This window comes from Pseudomonas sp. PDM14, assembly GCF_014851905.1.
In the GTDB taxonomy this organism is placed as follows: domain Bacteria; phylum Pseudomonadota; class Gammaproteobacteria; order Pseudomonadales; family Pseudomonadaceae; genus Aquipseudomonas.
On the sequence record NZ_JACVAQ010000002.1, the window covers coordinates 406,300 to 429,782 of the forward strand.

Annotated in this window: 23 protein-coding genes; 10 read left to right on the plus strand and 13 right to left on the minus strand. The window is 65.5% G+C overall.

The window, feature by feature from the left end:
• Positions 1–285 precede the first annotated feature (285 nt).
• Complete coding sequence (gltA, locus tag IB229_RS14525; RefSeq protein WP_192330148.1) at positions 286–1,575, plus strand: citrate synthase; 1,290 nt, start codon at positions 286–288, stop codon at positions 1,573–1,575.
• A gap of 62 nt (positions 1,576–1,637) precedes the next feature.
• On the opposite strand, the gene IB229_RS14530 is transcribed toward gltA, so the two are convergent.
• From IB229_RS14530 to IB229_RS14540, 3 genes are all read right to left on the minus strand, one after another.
• Positions 1,638–2,249 carry an START domain-containing protein gene (locus tag IB229_RS14530; RefSeq protein ID WP_192330150.1) on the minus strand — a complete coding sequence of 204 codons (612 nt, stop codon included), beginning with the start codon at positions 2,247–2,249 and terminating at the stop codon, positions 1,638–1,640.
• Between the two features lie 52 nt (positions 2,250–2,301).
• Positions 2,302–2,553, minus strand: coding sequence for a YkgJ family cysteine cluster protein (locus tag IB229_RS14535; protein WP_192330152.1), 252 nt, complete (start codon positions 2,551–2,553; stop codon positions 2,302–2,304).
• A gap of 112 nt (positions 2,554–2,665) precedes the next feature.
• Positions 2,666–3,541 (minus strand): NAD(P)-dependent oxidoreductase, encoded by an 876-nt coding sequence (locus IB229_RS14540; RefSeq protein WP_192330154.1) that lies wholly within the window; start codon positions 3,539–3,541, stop codon positions 2,666–2,668.
• Positions 3,542–3,637: 96 nt separating this feature from the next.
• Here IB229_RS14540 and IB229_RS14545 point away from each other — a divergent pair, with 96 nt between their 5' ends.
• The 3 genes from IB229_RS14545 to rhtA all read left to right on the plus strand — a co-directional run bounded on the left by IB229_RS14545 (position 3,638) and on the right by rhtA (position 5,496).
• A complete protein-coding gene (locus tag IB229_RS14545) occupies positions 3,638–4,180 on the plus strand; it encodes an exonuclease domain-containing protein (RefSeq protein WP_192330156.1) in 543 nt (180 codons plus the stop codon).
• A 76-nt stretch (positions 4,181–4,256) separates the two neighbouring features.
• Entirely contained in the window at positions 4,257–4,538 is a 282-nt protein-coding gene (locus IB229_RS14550) for a pyrimidine/purine nucleoside phosphorylase (RefSeq protein ID WP_192330158.1), read from the plus strand.
• An 85-nt stretch (positions 4,539–4,623) separates the two neighbouring features.
• Positions 4,624–5,496 carry a threonine/homoserine exporter RhtA gene (gene rhtA / locus IB229_RS14555; RefSeq protein WP_192330160.1) on the plus strand — a complete coding sequence of 291 codons (873 nt, stop codon included), beginning with the start codon at positions 4,624–4,626 and terminating at the stop codon, positions 5,494–5,496.
• A 79-nt stretch (positions 5,497–5,575) separates the two neighbouring features.
• On the opposite strand, the gene IB229_RS14560 is transcribed toward rhtA, so the two are convergent.
• The 6 genes from IB229_RS14560 to IB229_RS14585 all read right to left on the minus strand — a co-directional run bounded on the left by IB229_RS14560 (position 5,576) and on the right by IB229_RS14585 (position 11,170).
• Positions 5,576–6,691: a saccharopine dehydrogenase family protein gene (locus IB229_RS14560; RefSeq protein ID WP_192330162.1), complete on the minus strand. Its 1,116-nt coding sequence runs from the start codon at positions 6,689–6,691 to the stop codon at positions 5,576–5,578.
• The gene (locus IB229_RS14565; protein WP_192330171.1) at positions 6,688–8,457 is read right to left on the minus strand and encodes an ABC transporter transmembrane domain-containing protein; all 1,770 of its coding nucleotides are present in this window, start codon (positions 8,455–8,457) and stop codon (positions 6,688–6,690) included. Before IB229_RS14565 ends, IB229_RS14560 begins: the two co-directional genes overlap by 4 nt.
• A gap of 134 nt (positions 8,458–8,591) precedes the next feature.
• Positions 8,592–9,026: a thiol-disulfide oxidoreductase DCC family protein gene (locus IB229_RS14570; protein WP_192330173.1), complete on the minus strand. Its 435-nt coding sequence runs from the start codon at positions 9,024–9,026 to the stop codon at positions 8,592–8,594.
• 11 nt (positions 9,027–9,037) lie between these two features.
• On the minus strand, positions 9,038–9,616 hold the full coding sequence (locus IB229_RS14575) for a DUF1287 domain-containing protein (RefSeq protein ID WP_192330175.1): 579 nt from the start codon (positions 9,614–9,616) through the stop codon (positions 9,038–9,040).
• Between the two features lie 4 nt (positions 9,617–9,620).
• The gene (locus IB229_RS14580; protein ID WP_192330177.1) at positions 9,621–10,019 is read right to left on the minus strand and encodes a GFA family protein; all 399 of its coding nucleotides are present in this window, start codon (positions 10,017–10,019) and stop codon (positions 9,621–9,623) included.
• A 29-nt stretch (positions 10,020–10,048) separates the two neighbouring features.
• Positions 10,049–11,170, minus strand: coding sequence for an ATP-NAD kinase family protein (locus tag IB229_RS14585; protein ID WP_192330179.1), 1,122 nt, complete (start codon positions 11,168–11,170; stop codon positions 10,049–10,051).
• A gap of 303 nt (positions 11,171–11,473) precedes the next feature.
• Here IB229_RS14585 and IB229_RS14590 point away from each other — a divergent pair, with 303 nt between their 5' ends.
• Entirely contained in the window at positions 11,474–11,650 is a 177-nt protein-coding gene (locus tag IB229_RS14590) for a PA1571 family protein (RefSeq protein WP_192330181.1), read from the plus strand.
• Between the two features lie 114 nt (positions 11,651–11,764).
• On the opposite strand, the gene pdxB is transcribed toward IB229_RS14590, so the two are convergent.
• On the minus strand, positions 11,765–12,895 hold the full coding sequence (gene pdxB / locus IB229_RS14595) for a 4-phosphoerythronate dehydrogenase PdxB (protein WP_192330190.1): 1,131 nt from the start codon (positions 12,893–12,895) through the stop codon (positions 11,765–11,767).
• Positions 12,896–13,028: 133 nt separating this feature from the next.
• Between pdxB and IB229_RS14600 the strand changes: the two genes are divergently transcribed.
• Complete coding sequence (locus IB229_RS14600) at positions 13,029–14,402, plus strand: MATE family efflux transporter (protein ID WP_192330192.1); 1,374 nt, start codon at positions 13,029–13,031, stop codon at positions 14,400–14,402.
• Positions 14,403–14,429: 27 nt separating this feature from the next.
• Here IB229_RS14600 and tusA read toward each other — a convergent pair whose 3' ends face one another.
• On the minus strand, positions 14,430–14,675 hold the full coding sequence (gene tusA, locus IB229_RS14605; RefSeq protein WP_192330193.1) for a sulfurtransferase TusA: 246 nt from the start codon (positions 14,673–14,675) through the stop codon (positions 14,430–14,432).
• Between the two features lie 62 nt (positions 14,676–14,737).
• Positions 14,738–15,787 carry a 23S rRNA (cytidine(2498)-2'-O)-methyltransferase RlmM gene (gene rlmM / locus IB229_RS14610; RefSeq protein WP_192330195.1) on the minus strand — a complete coding sequence of 350 codons (1,050 nt, stop codon included), beginning with the start codon at positions 15,785–15,787 and terminating at the stop codon, positions 14,738–14,740.
• 145 nt (positions 15,788–15,932) lie between these two features.
• Here rlmM and acnA point away from each other — a divergent pair, with 145 nt between their 5' ends.
• Both acnA and IB229_RS14620 read left to right on the plus strand, forming a co-directional pair.
• Complete coding sequence (gene acnA / locus IB229_RS14615; RefSeq protein WP_192330197.1) at positions 15,933–18,674, plus strand: aconitate hydratase AcnA; 2,742 nt, start codon at positions 15,933–15,935, stop codon at positions 18,672–18,674.
• 211 nt (positions 18,675–18,885) lie between these two features.
• The gene (locus IB229_RS14620) at positions 18,886–20,451 is read left to right on the plus strand and encodes a methyl-accepting chemotaxis protein (protein ID WP_192330199.1); all 1,566 of its coding nucleotides are present in this window, start codon (positions 18,886–18,888) and stop codon (positions 20,449–20,451) included.
• Between the two features lie 219 nt (positions 20,452–20,670).
• Here IB229_RS14620 and IB229_RS14625 read toward each other — a convergent pair whose 3' ends face one another.
• Positions 20,671–21,348 (minus strand): alpha/beta family hydrolase, encoded by a 678-nt coding sequence (locus IB229_RS14625; protein WP_318652114.1) that lies wholly within the window; start codon positions 21,346–21,348, stop codon positions 20,671–20,673.
• Positions 21,349–21,390: 42 nt separating this feature from the next.
• Here IB229_RS14625 and ccoN point away from each other — a divergent pair, with 42 nt between their 5' ends.
• Positions 21,391–22,827, plus strand: coding sequence for a cytochrome-c oxidase, cbb3-type subunit I (gene ccoN / locus IB229_RS14630; RefSeq protein ID WP_192330203.1), 1,437 nt, complete (start codon positions 21,391–21,393; stop codon positions 22,825–22,827).
• A complete protein-coding gene (ccoO, locus tag IB229_RS14635) occupies positions 22,827–23,441 on the plus strand; it encodes a cytochrome-c oxidase, cbb3-type subunit II (RefSeq protein WP_192330205.1) in 615 nt (204 codons plus the stop codon). The genes ccoN and ccoO overlap by 1 nt, the downstream gene beginning before the upstream one ends.
• The last annotated feature ends 42 nt before the right edge of the window (positions 23,442–23,483 follow it).

Sequence of the window (23,483 nt, forward strand, 5' to 3'; positions counted from 1 at the left end):
AAGGGAGTGCCAACCGCCAAAATGCAGGCCCTAAAGCCCCTGGCGGCCGGGCGCAGAGTATAGACAGTTAGGTAACTAATGACAACGTAAAGACCCTCGCTAAAAGCGGATTGCGCGACTGTAATAAATGACGTATTAGCGCAACTTCCAGCATTGCCAAACAGGGCTGAAACCCCTCTGCCATCTGGCTTACGGCAAATTGACATTCGAATTTATGTCTCTATAGTGTCCCGGGCCCTGCGTGGGGGGCTTCTGATGATTTCAAGCATAAACAGGAGGCCGAACATGGCTGACAAAAAAGCGCAGTTGATCATCGAGGGCAATGCCCCCGTAGAGCTGCCCGTTCTGACCGGCACAGTTGGTCCCGATGTAGTTGACGTACGGGGCCTAACCGCCACGGGTCGCTTCACCTTTGATCCTGGCTTTATGTCGACCGCCTCTTGCGAGTCGAAAATCACCTACATCGACGGCGACAAGGGTGTCCTGCTGCACCGTGGCTATCCGATCGAGCAGCTGGCAGAGCAGTCCGACTACCTGGAAACCTGCTACCTGCTGCTGAATGGCGAACTGCCCACCGTCGAACAGAAAGCCACCTTCGTCAGCATCATCAAGAACCACACCATGGTTCACGAGCAGTTGAAGAGCTTCTTCAACGGCTTCCGCCGCGACGCCCACCCGATGGCGATCATGTGCGGCGTGGTCGGCGCCCTCTCCGCCTTCTACCACGACTCTCTGGACATCAATAATCCGCATCACCGCGAAGTTTCGGCCATGCGCCTGATCGCCAAGATGCCGACCATCGCGGCCATGACCTACAAGTACTCCATGGGTCAGCCGATGATGTACCCGCGTAACGACCTGAACTACGCGGAAAACTTCCTGCACATGATGTTCAACACCCCGTGCGAGATCAAACCGATCAGCCCGGTACTGGCCAAGGCGATGGACCGCATCTTCGTCCTCCACGCCGACCATGAGCAGAACGCGTCGACTTCCACCGTACGCCTGGCCGGTTCGTCCGGTGCCAACCCGTTCGCCTGTATCGCTGCCGGCATCGCCGCGCTGTGGGGCCCGGCTCATGGCGGCGCCAACGAAGCCGTACTGAGCATGCTGGACGAGATCGGCAGCGTCGAGAACATCGACACGTTCATCGCCAAGGCGAAGGACAAGAACGATCCGTTCAAACTGATGGGCTTCGGCCACCGCGTCTACAAGAACCGCGACCCGCGCGCCACCGTGATGAAGCAGACCTGCGACGAGGTCCTCGGCGAGCTGGGCATCACCAACGATCCACAGCTGGAACTGGCCATGCGCCTGGAAGAGATCGCCCTGACCGATCCGTACTTCAAGGAACGCAACCTGTACCCGAACGTCGACTTCTACTCGGGGATCATCCTCAAGGCGATCGGCATTCCGACCAGCATGTTCACCGTGATCTTCGCCCTGGCGCGTACCGTCGGCTGGATTTCGCACTGGAAAGAAATGCTCTCCAGCCCGTACAAGATCGGCCGCCCGCGCCAGCTGTACACCGGTTACACCCAGCGCGATATCGAACCGCTGGACAAGCGCAAGTAAGCATTGCGCACACAAAAAAGGCTGCCAATTGGCAGCCTTTTTTCATTCCCGCGGCGACTGGCTCAATTCCCTTCGGCCTTGTCACGCATGCTTTTCAGGGTATTGAACGGCGCGTCCACCACGAAACTGTTGGCCAGCAGCGACGGCACGCTACCACCCGGCTCGGTGTGCAGCTGGTAGGTCACCTCTACTTCGCCGGCAGCCTTGGGCACGAAGACCCACGAACCCTTCACGCTGCTGACGCGCACGTAATCCTTGTCTTCCGGCTGGTAAGTCGGCACGCCTTCCAGTGTACGGGTCAGGCTGCCATCGGCGCCTTCGCTCGAGGTCACGTGCAGGATCGAATCCCGCGCCGTGACCGGCCACGGCATCTTGAAACGGGTGTAGACCCAGCTCTGCTCGCCTTCGCGCTTGAGCAGCTTCTGCTCGGCACAGGCATGGATCCAAGCGCAGGAGCCTGTGACATCCTCCTGCAGCTCGCGCAGCTTGGCCACGTCACTCTTGATCGTGACCACCCCCTTGTAGGCCTTGTACTTGGAACCGGGCACGGCACTGAGGTAGACACGGATACCATCCTCGTCCTTGGCCAGCTGCCAGTCCTCTGCCTGCGCGGTGCCCGTCAGTACCAGCACGCCCAGGCCGCAGATCGCGGTCACTCGACTCAACGAAACCATCATTGCTCCTTGGAAGGAAAAGGCCCGCACGAACCGTACGGGCGAGAACTCACTAAGCCGTCGCCTGCTCGAGCCAACCCAGCAGGCGGATGGCGTCCTCACGGCTGTCGCCACAGACCTCCAGGTCCGCACCGAAGCCGGAACACACGGCCGGACGCTGCGGGTGCGTGAAGATCGCGCACAGGTTTTCGAGCGTCAAATGCAGACAACGTTCCCCAGCGGGCTTACCGCCGGGGAGTCCGGGAATCGGCGAACTGATTGACGGCGCGATGCAGCAGGCACCGCACCCTGCACGGCATTGCATGGGAGGCCACTCTCGAATTGAACGGCGGCGATTCTAGCCGCTGGCACCGCGCCTCGACAGCCCGGCCGCATCGCACGACCGGGCCGATTGCGTCAGCCCTGACGCCAGACCGTCAGGATTTGGTCTGCTTGAGACGGGCGATCAGGCTGGAGGTGTCCCAGCGGTTGCCGCCCAAGGCCTGCACGTCGGCGTAGAACTGGTCGACCAGCGCAGTGACCGGCAGCTGCGCGCCATTGCGCCGAGCTTCGTCCAGCAGGATGCCCAGGTCCTTGCGCATCCAGTCCACGGCAAAGCCGAAATCGAACTTGCCCTCGAGCATGGTCTGGTGGCGATTCTCCAGCTGCCAGGACTGCGCAGCGCCCTTGCTGATCACCTCCATCGCCGCATGGCCGTCGAGACCGGCGCACTGGGCGAAATGCAGCGCCTCGGCCAGGCCTTGGACCACACCACCGATGCAGATCTGGTTGACCATCTTGGTCAGCTGGCCACTGCCCACCGGACCCATAAGCTTGATCATCTTGGCGTAGGCGTCGATTACCGGTTCGGCACGGTCGTAGAAGGCCTTGTCGCCGCCCACCATCACCGTGAGCATGCCGTTTTCGGCACCGGCCTGGCCGCCGGATACCGGCGCATCGAGAAAGCCCAGCTCACGCTCGGCAGCCAGCGTCGCCAGCTCACGCGCCACATTCGCCGAGGCGGTGGTGTGGTCGACCAGCACGCTGCCTGGTGCCATGCCGGCGAATGCACCATCGGCGCCGAGCAACACGCTGCGCAGGTCGTCATCGTTGCCCACGCAGGTCATCACGAACTCGGCGCCCTGCGCCACTTCGCGCGGCGTGGCGGCGGACTCGCCGGCAAATTCGTCCAGCCACAGCTGCACCTTGGCTGGCGAGCGGTTGTATACGCACACCTCATGACCTTCACAGGCCAGATGCCCGGCCATGTGGAAACCCATCACGCCCAGGCCGATAAACGCCACCTTAGCCATCACACACCTCCTGAATTCATCGTTGAAACAGCCTAACACGGGGTTTGCCGGGGCGAGCAAGGCGCACCATACTGCCCCGGATGCAACGGAGGGCTTATGCCGCATTGGCTGGTAATCGACCTGGAAGCCACCACCGAAGAAGGTGGCTGGCCAGTGAGCGAAATGGAAATCATCGAAATCGGCGCCAGCCTGGTGAATGGCGAAGGCCGCGAGGTCGATCATTTCCAGCGCTTCGTCCGCCCGTTACGTCGGCCGTGCCTGACCACCTTCTGCCGCGAACTCACCCATATCAGCCAGGCCAGCGTCGACAGCGCCGCGCCGTTGAGTGAAGTATGGCCGCAGTTCGAACGCTGGATTCTTACCCATCAGCCCCGCCTGGTCGGCTGGGCCAGCTGGGGCGACTACGACCGCCAACAGTTGTATCAGGACTGGCAGCAACATGACCTGCACAGTTGCCTGGAACATTTGCCGCACAGCAACCTGAAGCAGCGCTTTTCCGAAGCCCGGCAACTGACGCGCCCGGTCAGCCTGACCACGGCCCTGCAGATGGCCGGCCTGTCCTTCAGTGGCCAGCAGCACCGCGCGCTCGAAGACGCGCGCAACACCGCCCGCTTGCTGCCGCTGATCTTTGCCGCGTAATCCCCGCAAAGCGGATGACGCCCGGACAACCCTTGGGCATACTGGCCGACCTTTTTAACCCCTCGAGGAAACCCGCATGTTCAAGGTCAACGAGTACTTCGACGGCACCGTCAAATCCATCGGTTTCGCCATGAGCGAAGGCCCGGCCACCATCGGCGTGATGGCACCGGGTGAATACGAGTTCGGTACCAGCCAACTGGAAGTCATGCACGTCGTCGCTGGCGCCCTGACCGTCAAGCTGCCGGGCAGCGAGAACTGGGAAACCTTCGCCGCCGGCAGCAAGTTCACCGTACCGGCCGACAGCAAGTTCCAACTGCAAGTGGCCGTCGACACCGCGTACCTCTGCGAATATCGCTGATCACTGCGGCGTCAGAGAAACCGGCCCAGGTGGCCGGTTTTTTTATTCAAGAACCCGCGCAGACGGGCTCATGGAATTACCTTGAATGCCTCGTTCCAACTCGTTCAGCCTGATCATCCTGCCCATTGCCCTGCTGCTGGTGGCGATGGTGTCCATCCAGAGCGGCGCCTCGCTGGCGAAAAGCCTGTTCCCGCTGGTGGGCCCCGAGGGCACCACGGCACTGCGCCTGACCCTCGGCGCACTCATCCTGACTCTGATCATGCGCCCGTGGCGTGCACGCCTGACGCTGGCCTCGTGCCGCTCGCTGCTCGGTTACGGCCTGGCGCTGGGCGGAATGAACCTGATGTTCTACATGTCGCTGAAGACCATCCCGCTGGGCATCGCCGTGGCCCTGGAGTTCACCGGTCCGCTGGCCCTGGCGCTGCTGTCGTCGCGGCGCCTGCTGGATTTCGTCTGGATCGCTCTGGCTGTGTTCGGCCTGTGGCTGCTGCTGCCCACCCAGCAATCCGAAGCGCACCTTGACCCGCTGGGCATGGCCCTGGCCCTGGCTGCGGGGCTGTGCTGGGCGCTGTACATCGTCTTCGGCCAGAAGGCCGGTGCCGAGCATGGCACCCACACCGTGGCGCTGGGCACCATCGTCGCGGCGCTGCTGGTGATTCCAGTGGGTCTGTACAGCGCTGGCGGTGCGCTGTTCTCAGTAGACCTGTTGCCAGTGGCATTGGCCGTGGCCGTGATGTCCTCGGCGCTGCCCTACTCGCTGGAAATGGTCGCCCTGACCCGCCTGCCGGCGCGCACCTTCAGCATCCTGATGAGCATGGAGCCGGCGATTGCCGCGCTGTCCGGCCTGCTGTTCCTCAGTGAGAAGCTGACCACCCATCAATGGCTGGCGATCGGCGCGATCATCCTCGCCTCGGCCGGTGCGGCGGCGACCATCAAACCGAAGGGCCCGGCTCACTAGACAGAACCGCCCGCGACGGGCTATGCCCCGTCTCTTAGGGCGCGCCCTACGTGAGCCTTGCCTCAGAGTCCGGGACCGATCACAGCGTGCGCAGCGCGCTGCTGATCGCCAACCCGTCTAGCTCGGCCAGGTAGTCGTCGAGCGTTAGCAGGCCGACGCAGGGCATCGCCCCGCGCGCCTCCAGACTGCCTGCCGCCAGCTTGCGCGCCAGGGCCACGGCGGCCATGCACGGGATGTTGGGGCCATCGTTGTGCAATGCCTGCAGTTCCCAGCAGAGGGTCTGCGCCTGCCCGGCCTGGTCCAGCCCACGCAGGCGTACGAACATGCCGGAGAGGCCATTGCCGAAGGGTTCGAGCATCACCGCGCCACGGCGCAGGAAGCCGGCCAGCGGCACGCCACTGCGCAGCAGGCCGCCGCGCACCAGCCAGGACAACAGCCAGGTGCCGAACTGGGTCACGCGCAAGCCCACGCCTGCCGAAAATCGCACGCTGCGCACAGCGGGGTAGCGCGCGGGGAACAGTTCGAGATCGGGAATATCGCAGTTGCCCACCCAGCGCCGTCCCAGCGGTGCGGCAAAGTCGTGTGGGCTGAGATCCTGCCAGCCGTGCACGGTCTGCCAACGCCCCTCGCGCCACTGGCTCAGCGGCTTGCCGCAGTAGTCGAGCACCGCGGCGAGGGTCGAAACGCCCGGGGTCTTCTCCGACGAGCTGATGCCATGCCAGATCTCGTCGAGCCGCGAGAAACGCGGCAGCAGGCTGTCGATCACCGCCGCGGCAAGCGCCGGCACCGAGCTGGCACCGGCGCAGACCAGCACGCCGGCCTCACGCGCCACCACATCCAGCTCGCCGATGGCGCAGACGAACTGCCGCGCATCGGCCAGGTCGGCGTAGTGCAGGCCCGCGGCGATGGCGGCCTTGGCGACCCGATAGTCCTGCCCCTGAAATGGCCCGGCCGTGGAAATCAGCATGCGGGCGCCGGTTTCGCGCAGGCGCTCGCTCAGCTCGGCGCTGTTCATGTCCAGCACCAACACCTCGGCGCCCGTCTCCCGGGCCAGCGCCTCCGCTTTGCGCCGGTCACGCCCGGCCACCCACACACGCATGCCAGGCATGGCGCACAGGCGGCGCACGATCACCGTGCCGAAGTTGCCGTAGCCACCGAGCACCACCACGCCGAAATCCCTTTCCGCCACGCTCATTCCTCGTCGTTGTTGAATTGCAGTTCGGCCAGCCGCGCATACAGCGGGTTACTCGCCACCAGTTCGCCGTGCGTGCCGATGGCCACCAGCTTGCCGTGTTCGATCACGGCGATGCGATCGGCGCTCTTCACCGTGGCCAGGCGATGGGCGATCACCAGCGTGGTGCGACCCTGCATCAGCGTCGGCAGGGCCTGCTGGATCAGGTGCTCGCTTTCCGCATCGAGGGCGCTGGTGGCCTCGTCGAGCAGCAGGATCGGGGCATCTACCAGCAGCGCGCGGGCAATCGCCAGGCGCTGGCGCTGGCCGCCGGACAAGCCGAGGCCGGCGTCGCCCAGGTGAGTCTGGTAGCCCTGCGGCAGACGCAGGATGAATTCGTGGGCGTGCGCGGCGCGGGCCGCAGCCTCGACCTCGGCCTGGGTGGCGTCGGGCTTGCCGTAGCGCAGGTTGTCCTCGACGGTGCCGAAGAACAGCGCCGGGTTCTGCGACACCAGGGCGAAGCTGCGGCGCAGATCGGCGGGGTCGAGCTGATCGATGGGCAGGCCGTCGACCCGCAGCTGACCTTCCTGCGGGTCGAAGAAACGCAGCAGCAGATCGAACAGCGTCGACTTGCCGGCACCGGACGGGCCGACCAGGGCCAGAGTTTCCCCCGGACGTACCTGCAGGCTGATGCCATCGATGGCGAAATGCTCGGGCCGCGAGGGATAGGAGAAGCGTACGGCGTCGAGTTCCAGCGCGCCGCTGACCCGCTGCGGCAAGTGCAACAGGCCCTCGCTCGGCGCGGTGATGATGCTGCGCGTCTGCAACAGCTCGGCAATGCGCTCGGCGGCACCGGCGGCGCTCTGCAGCTCGCCGATCACCTCGCTGATGGCGCCGAAGGCCATGCCGACGATCAGGCTGTAGAAGACGAAGGCGGCCAGGTCACCACCGGAAATCCGCCCGGCGATCACATCCATGCCGCCGACCCAGAGCATCACCCCGACCGCGCCGAGCACTAGGATGATCACCACGGTGACCAGCCAGGCGCGCTGCTTGATGCGCTTGCGCGCGGTGTCGAAGGCAGCCTCGGCGGTCTGGCCGAAACGGGCCTTGTCCTGGGCCTGGTGGTTGTACGCCTGCACCGTCTTGATCTGGCCAAGCGTCTCGCCGACGTAGCTGCCGACGTCCGCCACGCGGTCCTGGCTCTGCCGCGACAGCGCACGCACGCGGCGGCCAAAGATCAGGATCGGCGCCACCACCAGCGGCAGCGCGACGATGACGATGGCGCTGAGCTTGGGGTTGGTGATGAACAGCAGGACGATGCCGCCGAGCATCATGATGATGTTGCGCAGGGCCATCGACAGCGAGGAGCCGATCACCGTCTGCAGCAGGGTGGTATCGGCGGTCAGCCGTGACTGGATTTCCGAGGCACGATTGCTCTCGTAGAAGCCCGGGTGCAGCTCGATCAGGTGGTTGAACACGCGCTTGCGGATATCCGCGACGAAGCGCTCGCCAATCCACGAGACCAGGTAGAAGCGGCTGAACGTGCCGAACGCCAGCGCCAGTACCAGCACGAAGAACAGCCCGATGGAGTGGTTGAGCGCCTCCTGCGACTGGGTCGCCAGGCCCTGGTCGACCAGCAGCCGGATGCCCTGCCCCATCGACAGGGTGATGGCCGCAGTGAACAGCAGCGCCAGCAAGGCGCCGATCACCCGCCAGCGGTACGGCGCGACGAAACGCCCGGCCATGCGCAGGGCGTTGCGCTGGCGGGAGGACAGGATCGAAAGCATGGGGCACTCGCAGATGGGCCGCAGCCCAGGAATGGGACCAGATCGGGCTCGCGAGCCGACCGCTTCAGCCTACTGCATGACGACGGTCGGCCTCAGCAGCAGATGGGGGCGATAGCGCGCAACATCAAGCCGCCTCAATCGTGCAGGAAGCGCCCGGCGTGGTCGGCGGACGGCAACAGGCAACTGTCGTAGCGGCCGAACAGCCGGTAGCGATTCAGGGCGATGCGGTCGTAGGCCCAGTCGCGCAGCGCGCGCGGCAGCACACGCAACAACGCGGCCCAGCGCCACGGCGCCGGCAGCTGGGCGACGACGCGCAGCACCGCGTCGGAGCGCACGAACAGCACGCCGTTCTCGACATAGGCCATGGTGTCGAAGCGCTCGGTGGGCAAGCCGAAGTGCTGGAGGATTGCCTGGCCTTCGCTCGACTGCACCGACGCCAGCCTGAAACGCTGCGCACGGTCGTGGCGGATGAGAAACGTCGCCCAGCCATTGCACAGTTTGCAAACACCGTCAAAGAGCACCACGCGGTCGCCCGGCTGGGTGAACGGTGGCAGGTCGTAGGCGCTCATGCGGGCTCCTGTCAGGACGCGGGGAAACGGTAGTGGCCGATGATGGTGAAGCGGAACAGGATGTCTTCCTCCTGCGTGCCGCGGCCGATGTTGTGCAGCACCAGGGGGACGCCGGCGGCGCTGCGCTGGTCGGAGACGATGCCGATATGGGTCAGGCCGCGGCCCAGATCCCAGGTGACGATATCGCCAGCGCGGTAGGCGCCGGCCTCGTCGCTGATCGCCTGCGCCATGCCCTGGCGGCGGAACCAGGTCATCAGGTTCGGCACGCGGCGGTGGTCGATGTTGCGGTCGGTGCTGCGCAGCCCCCAGTTCTTCGGGTACGCCGAGAAATGCCCGCGCATGTCTTCGTGCACCGTTTTCTGCAGGTCCAGCCCCTGGGGGCGCAATGCGCGGATGACCACATCCGTGCACACGCCGGTGGCCAGCGGCACGTCGCCACCGGGGTAATCGATACGCCGGTAGACCGGGTCGTAGCTCAGCGTCACGCCGACCTGGCTGCGCGCGGCGCTGATCAGCTGCTCGGGCTGGATCGCCTGGGCGCATGCGGGCCCGGCGACGAGCAGGATCAGGGCGAGAATCAGATGGCGCATCGCTTTACTCCTGCCGCTCGGCGTAGCGTGGCAGTTCATCGTCCAGCGTCCACCAGTTGGCCTTGGACGCGACGAAGGAATGCGCGATCGGCCGCGTTTTCAGCTCACCCTCGAGCAGCCCGGCGCGTACACGCAGCACACCGGGAACCTGCACATGACGGCTGAATACCGGCGAGCCGCACTGGCGACAGAACACCCGCTGCTTGCCTGGCGAGGACTCGTAAGGCTGCAGCAGCTCCGCCCCTGCGAGCAGCTGGAAGGCGCCCTCGGCGACCGGAATATTGCTGGCGAACGCCCCGCCCTGAGCCTGGCGGCACTGGCCGCAGTGGCAGAGCTGGATCGGCGCCAGCTCGCCCGCGATCTGAAACCGTATCCCACCGCACAAACAACGTCCCTGCTGCATGGCCTGTTCTCCTGATCGTGATGGCTGGTTCAAACGCTCCCGCGCACGGGATACAGCAACTCTTCCTTATACCCGGCCCATACCCGCACGGCATCCGGGAAGGCGTCGTCGAGGGCCGGGTCGCCGCTGTCGACCAGCAACGCGCGGCCTTCGAGGGTGCCGAGCTTGCGCTTGGTGGCGACCACGCGCAGATGGTCCAGGCCGATGGCGCGCAGCACACGAGGGCTGATCTGCTGGTTGCCGCGGCCGATGATGTGGCCCTGGCCGCCGATGGCGGTGACCAGCAGGCGGCTCGGGTGGCCGTCGACCAGCTCGAACAGCTGCTGCTCGGTGACGTCGCGGGCGATCACTTCGCCGTTCTCGATCACGTCGACGCCGAGCAAGGTGGTCTGCAGGCCGAGGTTGTCGGCCAGGCCCTGCAGCGTCGAGCCGGGGCCGAACACGTAGCGCACGTCGTCTTCCCAGACGTTGCGCAGCCAGTCGGCGATGTCCACCAGCACCAGCTCTTCGGACTCCACGCCCGCCTGTTTGACGTGCTGCATGAAGTCGCCTTCCTCGGGCACCGTCAGCTCGCCGTACCAGCGCGCGCTGACCTTGCCCTCGCGCAGCGCGGCTTCGTCGATGTCGCGCACCTCGCCACTGGCCAGACGCACCAGGCCGCCCTCGACCAGGCGCCGGGCCATGGCACCGGCCGCCCGCGGGCTGATGGCGTAGACCCCGGAATGGATCTTCACCCCGGCCGGAATGCCCAGCACCGGCTGGCCCTCGCGCACCGCGGCGCAAACGTCCCGCGCGGTGCCGTCGCCGCCGGCGAACAGCAGCAGCGCGCAATCAGCGTCCTGCAACGCCTCGACCGCGCGGCGAGTGTCAGCGGCGCTGGTCGGGCCGTCGCCCAGGCTGCCGAGCACGCGATGGGCGAACCCCAGTTCGGCGAGCAGGTCAGCGCCCATGGCGCCGGGAAAGGTCAGGAACTCCAAGCGCTCGGCCAACGGCAGCAGGCATTGCAAGGCGATGCGCGTGCGCTCGGCGGCGCGCGGTTCGGCGCCCAAGGCCAGGGCCTGCTCGGCCACGCCATCGCTGCCCTTGAGCGCAGCGGTGCCACCGAGGCCGGCGAGCGGGTTGATGATCAGGCCCATGTGAAAGGCGCTCATGCGTTCTCCTGAAGCGGTACTAGGCCGGTAGGCCCTGACTGTCTACATACAAGGTCTGATTGGCAGGCGGCTGATTTTGCCCAACAGTTGCCACTCAGTCGATTGTGCCGTTCAACGGTTGAACACCTGCAGCTCGTCACGGTCACTTTTTTCAGGACCGAACGATGGCGAGCGTTTGGCACGATGACTGCTAAACCTGGTTTCGGCCCTGAATTTTTGGCGCTTTTTTGGCGCCCAGGACTGTCACCGCGCGTTCATATAACCGTCTTAGACTGCGCGCACCACCTGATGAGGAGACAGGCTATGAGCTTGAATGACAACAGTTCCAACCGTCACCGTGTCGTTGCGTTGAAGCCGCAGCAGCCGGTGGGTGGCTCGATCATCGATGCCCAGGGTCGTGAAGTTCCGATCACCGAAGGCATGATCCAGCACGCGTGCCGCGAGCTGGAGAAGAACTGGTCCATCCCCAAACAGGCTTGAGCCTTACCCCTCGCCCTTCGGGGTTGAATGACCCGGGCACTGCCCGGGTTTTTTATGCGCGCTTTCCGCAGGACGCGCCATAACGCTCCCGGGTTTCGGTGCGCACGGCGCACCCTACGACAGCGTCGCTCCCAGCGCGGTGACTACCTGACCCAGCGCGGCAGGCTGCCCCGCCACGCTCACCGTCAGACCGTCGATTTCACGGCGCGGTGGGTAATGCTTGCGCAGGGCGTCGAACGCCGCGCGGCGCTGAGCTTCATCGCCATGCAGGCTGCGACGGAAATCCGCATCGTCGCGACGCGGGTCGTACACCGCGCGGCAAAGCGTGGCCAGGGCCCAGTCCGGAGCCGTGCCGGCAGCGAGCTGCACCTGTTGCAACCAGGCCGGCGGCAACAGGTCGGCCAGGTGCACCTGCTCGGCGAGGCCCATGGCGGCGCAGTAGGCCTGGTAGATCTGCGCGGTACCGCGCAGCTTGCCGTCGAGGCTGTAACCGGCGATGTGCGGCGTGGCGATGTGACACAGCGCGGCCAGGTCGACATCGGCCAGCGGCTCGCCTTCCCAGACATCCAGCGCCACGTGCAGGTCGGCACCGCTGCGCAGGTGGGCGAGCAGCGCCTTATTGTCGACCACCGCGCCGCGGCTGGCGTTGATCAGCCAGGCGCCGGGGCGCAGTGCCCGCAGCTGATCGGCGCCGATCAGGTGGCGCGTGCCGGCATCCAGCGGCGTGTGCAGGCTGATCACCTCGCACTCGCGCAGGATCTGCTCCAGTTCGACGAAATCGCCGCCCTCCGCCGCCTGACGCGGTGGATCGCAGACCTGCACATCCCAACCCAGCCCTTGCAGCACCTTGACCAGGCGCCCGCCGACCTGGCCAGCACCGACCACACCGTAACGCAGCGGCGCCAGCGGCCGGGCATGCTTTTCCGCCAGCGAGAGCAGGCAACCGAGTACGTAGTCCACCACGCCACGGGCGTTGCAGCCCGGCGCGCTGGACCAGACGATGCCGGCTTCGGCGAAGTAATCGAGGTCGAGGTGGTCGGTGCCGATGGTGCAGGTGCCGACGAAGCGCACGCGGCTGCCTTCGAGCAGCGCACGGTCAACGCGGGTCACCGAGCGCACCAGCAGCACCTCGGCGTCGCCCAGCGTGGCGCGGTCGATGGCTCGGCCGGGGCTGCGGCGCAGCGTGCCGAAGCCGGCGAAGAACTCATTGAGCAGGGGAATGTTTTCGTCGGCGACTATGTGCATGCGACCTCCAGAAGCGAGGCGCCATTCTAGGCGCTATGCCGGCAACCGGGTAAGCCCGTCGCCCGGCGCTTTCCTGAGCGATCGGCCAGGGCGTAGAATGCGCCGCCTCGCGCACTCCCCCGCCGGTCCCCCGATGCTCGCTCAATCCCGCTCCACCCGCGTGTTCACCGAACTGCGCGCCCTGCTGTCCCTGGCTACTCCAATCATCATCGCGCAGCTCGCGCACACCGCCATGGGCTTCGTCGATGCGGTGATGGCCGGCCGCGTCGGCCCGCATGACCTTGCTGCCGTGGCCCTGGGCAACTCGCTGTGGGTGCCGGTGTACCTGCTGATGACCGGCCTGCTGCTGGCCACCACGCCGAAAGTCGCCCAGCACTTCGGTGCCGGGCAACAGGCGCAGACCGGCCCGCTGGTGCGCCAGGCGTTGTGGCTGGGCCTGGCAATCGGTTGCGCCGCGGCCGCGCTGCTATGGAGCGCCACGCCGGTGCTGCGCCTGATGCGGGTCGATGCAGAGCTGACCGACATGTCCATGCGCTACCTGCACGGCATCGCCTTCGGCTTCCCGGCGGTGGCGGTCTATCACGTGCTGCGCTGCTTTAGCGACGGCCTCGGCCATACCCGCCCGAGCATGATCCTCGGCATCGGCGGCCTGCTGCTGAACATCCCGCTCAACTACGTGCTGATCTACGGCCATCTGGGTATGCCGGCGCTGGGCGGCGTCGGCTGTGGCTGGGCCAGCGGCATCGTCATGTGGGCAATGCTGCTGGGGTTGCTCTGGTGGGTGCACCGCGCGCCGTACTACCAGGCCAGTCAGCTGTTCAGCCGCTTCGACTGGCCGCAGTGGCCGGTGATCAAGCGCCTGTTGTCGATTGGCGTGCCGATTGGCGTGTCGGTGTTCGCCGAGGCGAGCATTTTTTCGGTGATCGCCCTGCTCATCGGCGGGCTCGGTGCCACGGTGGTCGCCGGGCACCAGATCGCGCTGAACTTCAGCTCACTGGTCTTCATGATCCCCTATTCGCTGGGCATGGCTGCCACCGTGCGCGTCGGCCAGGCCCTGGGGCGTAGCCAGCCACGCGAGGCGCGTTTCGCTGCTGGCGTCGGCATGGCCACCGCACTGGCCTATGCCTGCCTGTCGGCGAGCCTGATGTACCTGCTGCGCCACGAGATCGCGCAGATCTACACCTCGGCGCCGGAGGTGATCGCCATCGCCAGCGGCCTGATCGTCTACTCGGCGCTGTTCCAGTTCTCCGACGCCATCCAGGTCACCGCGGCCGGTGCCCTGCGTGGCTATCAGGACACCCGAGCGACGATGATCTTCACCCTCTTCGCCTACTGGGGCATCGGCTTGCCGGTGGGTTACGCGCTGGGGCTGAGCGATGTGTTCGGCGAGCCATCCGGGCCGAAGGGCCTGTGGCAGGGCCTGGTGGTCGGCCTGACCTGCGCTGCGGTGTTGCTCGGCATCCGCCTGCAGCGCAGCTCGCGGCGCTACATCCGCATGGTGCGTTGATCGCGCCTGGCACTTGAGCGGCCGGGCTCAGTCGAGTTTTTTGCGGATCCAGTACAGGTAGGCGCCGCCTTCCTCGCCCTGCTCGACCAGCTCATGGCCGAGAAACACGCAGAACTTGGGAATGTCGCGCTTGGTCGAGGGGTCGGTGGCGAGCACCTTGAGCAGGCCGCCGGCCGGCAGATCGCGCACCTTGTTGTGCAGCATCATCACCGGTTCGGGGCAGTTCAGGCCGCTGGCATCGAGAATCGCGTCGGCGTGCAGGGATTGGGACATCGTGGGGCTCCGGAAAACGGCCGGCATTGTCGCGCAAAGCCGGGCTTCAGGTCACGCCGGGCTCACAGCCGGCGCAGGTGACAGGTGACCTCTTCGCGGTCGTGATAAAGCTGCTTGCAGGCGATCGACACCCTGATCTTGCGTGCGGCAAAACTCTCTTCCAGGCGCAGCAGCAGACGCCGCACCTCGGCATAACGCTGCTTCATCGGCAGCTTGAGGTTGACCACCGCCTCGCGGCAATGCCCTTCACCGATCCAGCTTTCCAGCAGCGCGGCATTGCGCGCGGGCTTCTCGACGATGTCGCAGACCATCCAGTCCACCGGCTGCTTGGGCTTCCAGGTGAAGCCGTCGACCATCAGGTGCTGCACCAGGCCGGTGTCCATCAGGCTCTCGGCCATCGGGCCGTTGTCGATGGCGGTGACCAGCATGCCGCGCTTGACCAGTTGGTAGGTCCAGCCGCCCGGCGCGGCGCCGAGGTCGACGCCGGTCATCTCGTCCGACAGGCGCGTGTCCCACTGCTCGCGCGGGATGAAGGTGTGCCAGGCCTCTTCCAGTTTCAGCGTCGAACGGCTCGGTGCCTCGCGGGGGAATTTCAGCCGCGGGATACCCATCGGCCAGATCGCCGAATTGTTCGCCTCGGCCAGGCCGAGGAATACCTCACGACCGCTCTTGAACGTCAGCAGCAGGCGCGGCTTGCTCGTGTCCTCGACCAGGCGACCGGCGCCCATCAGCGCCTTGCGCAGCGGGGCCTCGAACTTCTTGCAGAAGTTCGACAGCTCCTTGCCGTCGTTGGTATCGAGCACCTCCAGCCACAAACTGCCGCACACCGGGTACGCAGCCAGGCTTGCGAGCAGCACGCTGATGCGATCGGTTTCCGGCAACTGCACGTAGCCGCCGCGCGCCCACTGGCGCGGGAAGATCAGCCGGCTGAACTTCAGCCCCTGCATCAGGCGCTGTGCGCCGCCGTCTTCGCTGCAAATGAATTCGGCGTGGGCGCTACTCGGCTTGCTCTTGGCATAACCGGCCACCTCAAGGCGTGCGGCGTGTTCGGCGATCTCGGCACAGACCTCACCCTCGAAGCCGGGGCGGCAGTGCAGCAACAAAGTATTCATCGGGGCGTCTCCTCAGGCCGCGCATGATAGCCGAGACGGGGAACCCTGGATGCAGCTGGCGAGTCCAGTGATTGGCGGCGGCGCAGCTAAAGGGCTAGCTTCATGAAGTTGTTCGCCCGTGTCGCCGAGCCTAGAGGAGAACGTGATGCCATCGCTGGATAGCCTGAAGACCCGCCGCAGCCTGACCGTCAGCGGCAAGACCTACCACTATTACAGTCTGCCAGAGGCCGCCAAGAGCCTCGGCGACATCGACCGCCTGCCCATTTCGCTGAAAGTCCTGCTGGAAAACCTGCTGCGCTGGGAAGACAACGTCACCGTCAGCGCCTATGACATCAAGGCCATTGTCGACTGGCTCAAGCAGCGCCGCTCCGACCAGGAGATCCAGTACCGCCCCGCGCGCGTGCTGATGCAGGACTTCACCGGCGTGCCGGCGGTGGTCGACCTGGCGGCCATGCGCGCGGCGATGGCCAAGGCCGGCGGAGATCCGCAGAAGATCAACCCGCTGTCGCCGGTGGACCTGGTCATCGACCACTCGGTGATGGTCGACCGCTACGCCAGCGCCGAGGCCTTCGGCGAGAACGTCGACATCGAGATGCAACGCAACGGCGAGCGTTACGCGTTCCTGCGCTGGGGCCAGAGCGCCTTCGACAACTTCCGCGTGGTGCCACCGGGCACCGGCATCTGCCACCAGGTCAACCTCGAGTACCTGGGGCGCACCGTGTGGACCAAGGAAGAAGGCGGCGAGACCCTGGCCTTCCCCGACACCCTGGTCGGCACCGACTCGCACACCACCATGATCAACGGCCTCGGCGTACTCGGCTGGGGCGTCGGTGGCATCGAGGCGGAAGCGGCCATGCTCGGCCAGCCGGTGTCGATGCTGATTCCCGAGGTGATCGGCTTCAAGCTCAGCGGCCAGCTCAAGGAAGGCATCACCGCCACCGACCTGGTGCTGACGGTGACGCAAATGCTGCGCAAGAAAGGCGTGGTCGGGAAATTCGTCGAGTTCTACGGCGACGGCCTGGCCACCCTGCCCCTGGCCGACCGCGCGACCATCGCCAACATGGCCCCGGAGTACGGTGCCACCTGTGGTTTCTTCCCGGTGGACGACATCACCCTCGGCTACTTGCGCCTGTCCGGTCGCCCGGACGACACCGTGGCGCTGGTCGAGGCCTACAGCAAGGCCCAGGGCATGTGGCGCGAACCTGGCCACGAGCCGCTGTTCAGCGACACCCTGGAACTGGACATGGGCAGCGTCGAGGCCAGCCTGGCCGGGCCCAAGCGCCCACAGGACCGCGTCGCCCTGGGTGACGTGCAGAAGGTCTTCAACGACCTGGTCGGCCTGCAGCTCAAGCCCGACAGCAAGGAAGAAGGCCGTCTGCTCAGCGAAGGCGGTGGCGGTGCGGCCGTCGGCGCCACGGCGAGCAACGGCGAAGTCGATTACGAAGATGAAGGCCAGACCCATCGCCTGAAGAATGGCGCGGTGGTGATCGCCGCCATCACCTCCTGCACCAACACCTCCAACCCCAGCGTGATGATGGCCGCCGGCCTGCTGGCGAAGAAGGCGGTGGAAAAGGGCCTGCAACGCAAGCCGTGGGTGAAGAGCTCGCTGGCACCCGGCTCCAAGGTGGTCACCGAATACTTCGCCGCCGCCGACTTGACCCGCTACCTCGACCAGCTCGGCTTCGCCCTGGTCGGTTATGGCTGTACCACCTGCATTGGCAACTCCGGGCCGCTGCTCGAACCTATCGAGCGCGCCGTGCAGCAGGCCGACCTGACGGTCGCCTCGGTGCTCTCCGGCAACCGCAACTTCGAGGGTCGCGTGCACCCGCTGGTAAAAGCCAACTGGCTGGCCTCGCCGCCATTGGTGGTGGCGTACGCCCTGGCCGGGACCGTGCGCATCGACCTGAGCAGCGAATCGCTGGGCACTGGCAAGGATGGCCAGCCGGTATTTCTGCGCGACATCTGGCCCAGCCAGCAGGAAATCAGCGAGGCCATCGCCAAGGTCGACACGGCGATGTTCCGCAAGGAATACGCCGAAGTGTTCAGCGGCGAGGCCCAATGGCAGGCCATCGAGGTGCCGCAGGCCGCGACCTACGTCTGGCAGGACGACTCGACCTACATCCAGCACCCGCCGTTCTTCGAGAACATCGCCGGGGCGCCGCCGCATATCGGCGATATCCACGGCGCACACATCCTCGCGCTGCTCGGCGACTCGGTGACCACCGACCACATTTCCCCCGCCGGCAATATCAAGAAGGACAGCCCCGCCGGCCGCTACCTCAGCGAGCACGGCGTCGACTACCTCGACTTCAACTCCTACGGCTCACGCCGCGGCAACCATGAAGTGATGATGCGCGGCACCTTCGCCAACATCCGCATCCGCAACGAGATGCTCGGCGGCGAAGAAGGCGGCAACACCCTGCACGTACCCACCGGCGAGCGCCTGGCAATCTATGACGCAGCCATGCGCTACCAGGCCGAAGGCACGCCGCTGGTGATCTTCGCCGGCCAGGAGTACGGCACCGGCTCCAGCCGCGACTGGGCCGCCAAGGGCACCAACCTGCTGGGGGTCAAGGCGGTGATCGCCGAGAGCTTCGAGCGCATCCACCGTTCCAACCTGGTCGGCATGGGCGTGCTGCCGTTGCAGTTCAGCAACGGCCAGAGCCGCAAGACGCTCAAGCTGACCGGCCAGGAGACGGTCGCCATCAGCGGCCTGGACGGCGTCGAACTGCGCCCGCAGATGAACCTGACGCTGCAAATCGGCTACCTCGACGGGCGCAAGGAGGATGTGCAGGTGCTCTGCCGCATCGACACGCTCAACGAGGTCGAGTACTTCAAGGCCGGCGGCATCCTGCACTTCGTGCTGCGCCAGCTACTCGCCGAGTAGAACGCGCCGGGCCGGCAGCATCTGGCTGCCGGCCCAGGCGCATTCACCGTCGCCGACATCACTGACAGATCCATTCTTTTCGCTGCCATTCGGGCTTTTTGACGCTCAAGCACGGGCTCGCGCGATACACTGAAAACCTGACCGTTGATTAAACTTTCACGCTCGACGGCCGATGCCTCCTGACATACGTCTAATAAAAGAACCCGATGCCATGCGAAACAATCAGCCGGTCACCCAGCGCGAGCGCACTTTCCCGGCCCAGCAGCGACTGATCTCCACCACGGACATCAAGGGCCAGATCACCTACTGCAACGAAGCGTTCATCGAGATCAGCGGCTTCAGCCGCGACGAGCTGACCCGCTCCCCGCACAACATCGTGCGCCACCCTGACGTGCCGTCGGCGGTGTTCGAACACATGTGGACCACCCTGAAGAAGGGCCGCCCGTGGATGGGCATCGTCAAGAACCGCAGCAAGAACGGCGACCACTACTGGGTCAACGCCTACGTCATCCCGATGCTGGAAAACGGCCAGGTAGTCGGCTACGAGTCGGTGCGGGTCAAGCCCACGGCCGAGCAGGTACGTCGCGCCGAAGCGCTGTACGCACGCATCAACGCCGGCAAGGCCGCCATCCCCAGTGTCGACCGTTGGCTGCCGGTGGTGCAGGCCTGGTTGCCGTTCATTCTGGTCAGCCAGATCGGCTTTCTGATCGGCCACTGGATCGGCTCCAGTTGGGGCTTCCTCATCGCCGCCCTGCTCTGCGTGCCGCTCGGCCTGTTCGGCCTGGCCTGGCAGAACCGTGGCGTACGCCGCCTGCTGCGCTTGGCCGAGCAGACAACCTCCGACCCGCTGATCGCGCAGATGTACACCGACAGCCGGGGCGCCGAGGCGCGCCTGGAAATGGCCATGCTCAGCCAGGAAGCGCGCCTGAAGACCTGCCTGACGCGCCTGCAGGACACCGCCGAGCGCCTCACCAATCAGGCGCGCCAGGCCGATACCCTGGCGCACAACAGCTCCGCCGGCCTCGAGCGCCAGCGCGTGGAGACCGAACAGGTCGCCACCGCGGTCAACGAGATGGCCGCCACCACGCTGGAAGTCGCCAGTAACGTCGCACGCACCGCCATCGCCACCCAGGAAGCCAACCGCCTGACCGGCGAAGGCCGCAACGTCACCGCCGATACCCGTGCGGCGATCCAGCGCCTGTCGGTATCGGTGGGCGAAACCGGCGAGACCGTGTCGCGCCTGGCCCAGGACAGCAACGAGATCGGCGGTGTGGTCGATGTGATCAAGGGCATCGCCGACCAGACCAACCTGCTCGCTCTCAACGCCGCCATCGAGGCCGCGCGCGCCGGGGAAATGGGCCGCGGTTTCGCCGTGGTCGCCGACGAGGTGCGTTCGCTGGCGCAGCGCACCGCCGAGTCCACCGGACAGATCCACGCCCTGATCGCCAAGCTGCAGCGCACTGCCGAAGAAGCGGTGCTGACCATGGAAGTCGGCCGCAAGCATGCCGACGAAGGCGTCGAGCGCGTGTTGCAGGCCGACCAGGCGCTGGTCGGCATCAGCGAAGCGGTCAGCAACATCACCGACATGGCCAACCAGATTGCCGCGGCGGCCGAGGAACAGAGCGCGGTGGCCGACGAGATCAACCAGAACATCACCACCATCGCGCAACTGGCCGACCAGACCTCGGCCGAGGCACAGAGCACCGCACAGCTAAGCAAGGAACTCACCGCTACCGCGCAGGACCAGTACTCGCTGGTCGACCGCTTCAACCGCTGAGTCGATGCCTCCAAAAAAAGCCGGCTGATGCCGGCTTTTTTCATGGTGCGGCTGAGCGGCCAGGTGGATAGGTGCTTGTCGTACGCCTGCGCGGCAATGTCGGCGATTGCCCGTAGGGTGGACAATGCGCAGCGTGGCCACCAGCCAAGGCGAGATGAAGCGCCGACTCTCTCGGCCAGCTTTCCTGTGGAAAACGCTTCGCGGTTTTCCACCCTACGTTCAGCCCTTCACTCGGCGCAGGAATGTGGCAATCGCATCGGCAACACTGGCCAAATGCTGCTCATGGTTGAAACCCGAGGCTTTGAGCGGCTTCAGGTCGTGGTCGGCGGCCGCCAGCCACAGCAGCTCGATGCTCGCAGCCAGCTCATAGCCACTCACCGTGTCCCGGTTGCCGAGGGCATCGCGCTCGCCCTGCACGATCAACGTCGGCGTGCGCAACCCGGCCAGGTGCGCCACTCGCGGCTTTTCCGGCTTGCCCGCGGCATAGAAGGGGTAACCGAGGCACACCAGCGCGTCGGCGCCCAGCTCGTCGGCCAGCAGGCTGGCCATGCGCCCGCCCATGGACTTGCCGCCGATCGCCAGCGTCCCGCTCACCTGCCCACGCACCGTGTGGTAGACCTCACGCCAGCAGTCCAGCAACTGCGCCTGCGGGTTGGGTGGGCGCTTGCCGCCATCGCGTCGACGCGCGGCCATGTACGGAAACTCGAAACGCACCACGCCGACGCCGCGCTCGACCAGCAGTTCGCTGATGCGCTGCATGAAGGTACTGTCCATCGGAGCCCCCGCGCCATGGGCGAGGATCAGGGTGGCCTGCGACATTTCGCCCACCCCGTCCAATAGCCAATCGCCAGCTCCGCATTGATCCCCGTCAATACCCGCCTTATCGCCTTTATCCATGCTTGCCCTGCTTTTCATAAACCGTGGATGGAAGCCCAACACATGAACACAACCAGCAGCGCCGCCTACAACTATAAGGTGGTCCGCCAGTTCGCCATTATGACGGTGGTTTGGGGCATAGTCGGGATGGGGCTCGGCGTGTTCATCGCCGCGCAGCTAGCCTGGCCGGACCTTAACTTCAACTTGCCGTGGACCAGTTTTGGTCGCTTGCGGCCTTTGCACACCAACGCGGTGATCTTCGCCTTCGGTGGTTGCGCCCTGTTTGCGACTAGCTACTACTCGCTGCAGCGCACCTGCCAGACGCGCCTGATCTCCGACAAACTCGCTGCCTTCACCTTCTGGGGCTGGCAACTGGTGATCGTCCTCGCGGCGATCAGTCTGCCCATGGGCTGGACGTCTTCCAAGGAATACGCCGAGCTCGAGTGGCCGATCGACATTCTCATCACCATCGTCTGGGTCAGCTACGCCATCGTGTTCTTCGGCACGCTGGTCAAGCGCAAGACCAAGCACATCTATGTGGGCAACTGGTTCTTCGGCGGGTTCATCCTCACCGTGGCCCTGCTGCACGTGGTGAACAACCTGGAACTGCCGGTCAGCCTGACCAAGTCCTACTCGCTGTACGCCGGCGCCACAGACGCCATGGTGCAGTGGTGGTACGGCCACAACGCCGTGGGCTTCTTCCTCACCGCCGGCTTCCTCGGGATGATGTACTACTTCGTGCCCAAGCAGGCCGAGCGTCCGGTGTATTCCTATCGCCTGTCGATCGTGCACTTCTGGGCGCTGATCACCCTGTACATCTGGGCCGGTCCGCACCACCTGCACTACACCGCGCTGCCGGACTGGGCTCAGTCCCTCGGCATGGTCATGTCGCTGGTACTGCTCGCGCCGAGCTGGGGCGGCATGATCAACGGCATGATGACCCTCTCCGGGGCCTGGCATAAGCTGCGTAGCGACCCGATCCTGCGCTTCCTGGTCGTGTCCCTGGCGTTCTACGGCATGTCGACCTTCGAAGGCCCGATGATGGCCATCAAGACCGTCAACGCCCTGTCCCACTACACCGACTGGACCATCGGCCACGTGCACGCTGGCGCCCTCGGCTGGGTCGCGATGATCTCCATCGGTTCCCTGTACCACCTGATCCCGAAAGTGTTCGGTCGTGAGCAGATGTACAGCCTGCCGCTGATCAACGCGCACTTCTGGCTCGCGACCATCGGCACCGTGCTGTACATCGCCTCCATGTGGGTCAACGGCATCACTCAAGGCCTGATGTGGCGCGCAGTCAACGAAGACGGCACCCTCACCTACTCCTTCGTCGAAGCCCTGGAAGCCAGCCACACCGGCTTCGTCGTCCGCCTGCTCGGTGGCGCGATCTTCTTCGCCGGCATGGTGCTCATGGCCATCAACACCTGGCGCACCGTGCGTGCCGCGCAACCGGCCGAATATGACGCCTCTGCCCTGATTGCCGAAGGAGCCCACTGATGAGCAGCAAGCACGAGATCCTCGAAAAGAACGTCGGTCTGCTGGCCTTGATGATGGTGTTCGCCGTCAGCATCGGCGGCCTGACCCAGATCGTTCCGCTGTTCTTCCAGGATGTGGTCAACGAACCGGTGCAGGGCATGAAGCCCTACACCGCGCTGCAACTGGAAGGTCGTGACATCTACATCCGCGAAGGCTGCGTCGGCTGCCACTCGCAGATGATCCGTCCGTTCCGTGCCGAAACCGAGCGCTACGGCCACTACTCGGTCGCCGGCGAGAGCGTCTGGGACCACCCGTTCCTGTGGGGTTCCAAGCGTACCGGTCCGGACCTGGCCCGCGTCGGCGCCCGCTACTCGGACGACTGGCACCGCGCCCACCTGTACAACCCGCGCAACGTGGTACCGGAGTCGAAGATGCCGGCCTACCCGTGGCTGGTCGAGCACACGCTGGATGGCAAGGACACCGCGGCCAAGCTCAACGCCATGCGCACCCTCGGCGTGCCCTACACCGACGAGGACATCAATGGCGCGCAGGCGGCCGTGAACGGCAAGACCGAAATGGACGCACTGGTCTCCTACCTCCAGGTCCTCGGCACCAGCCTGAAGAACAAGAGGTAAGCATGGCCGTTCACGACCCTATCCCGTTTCTGTATCGGAGTA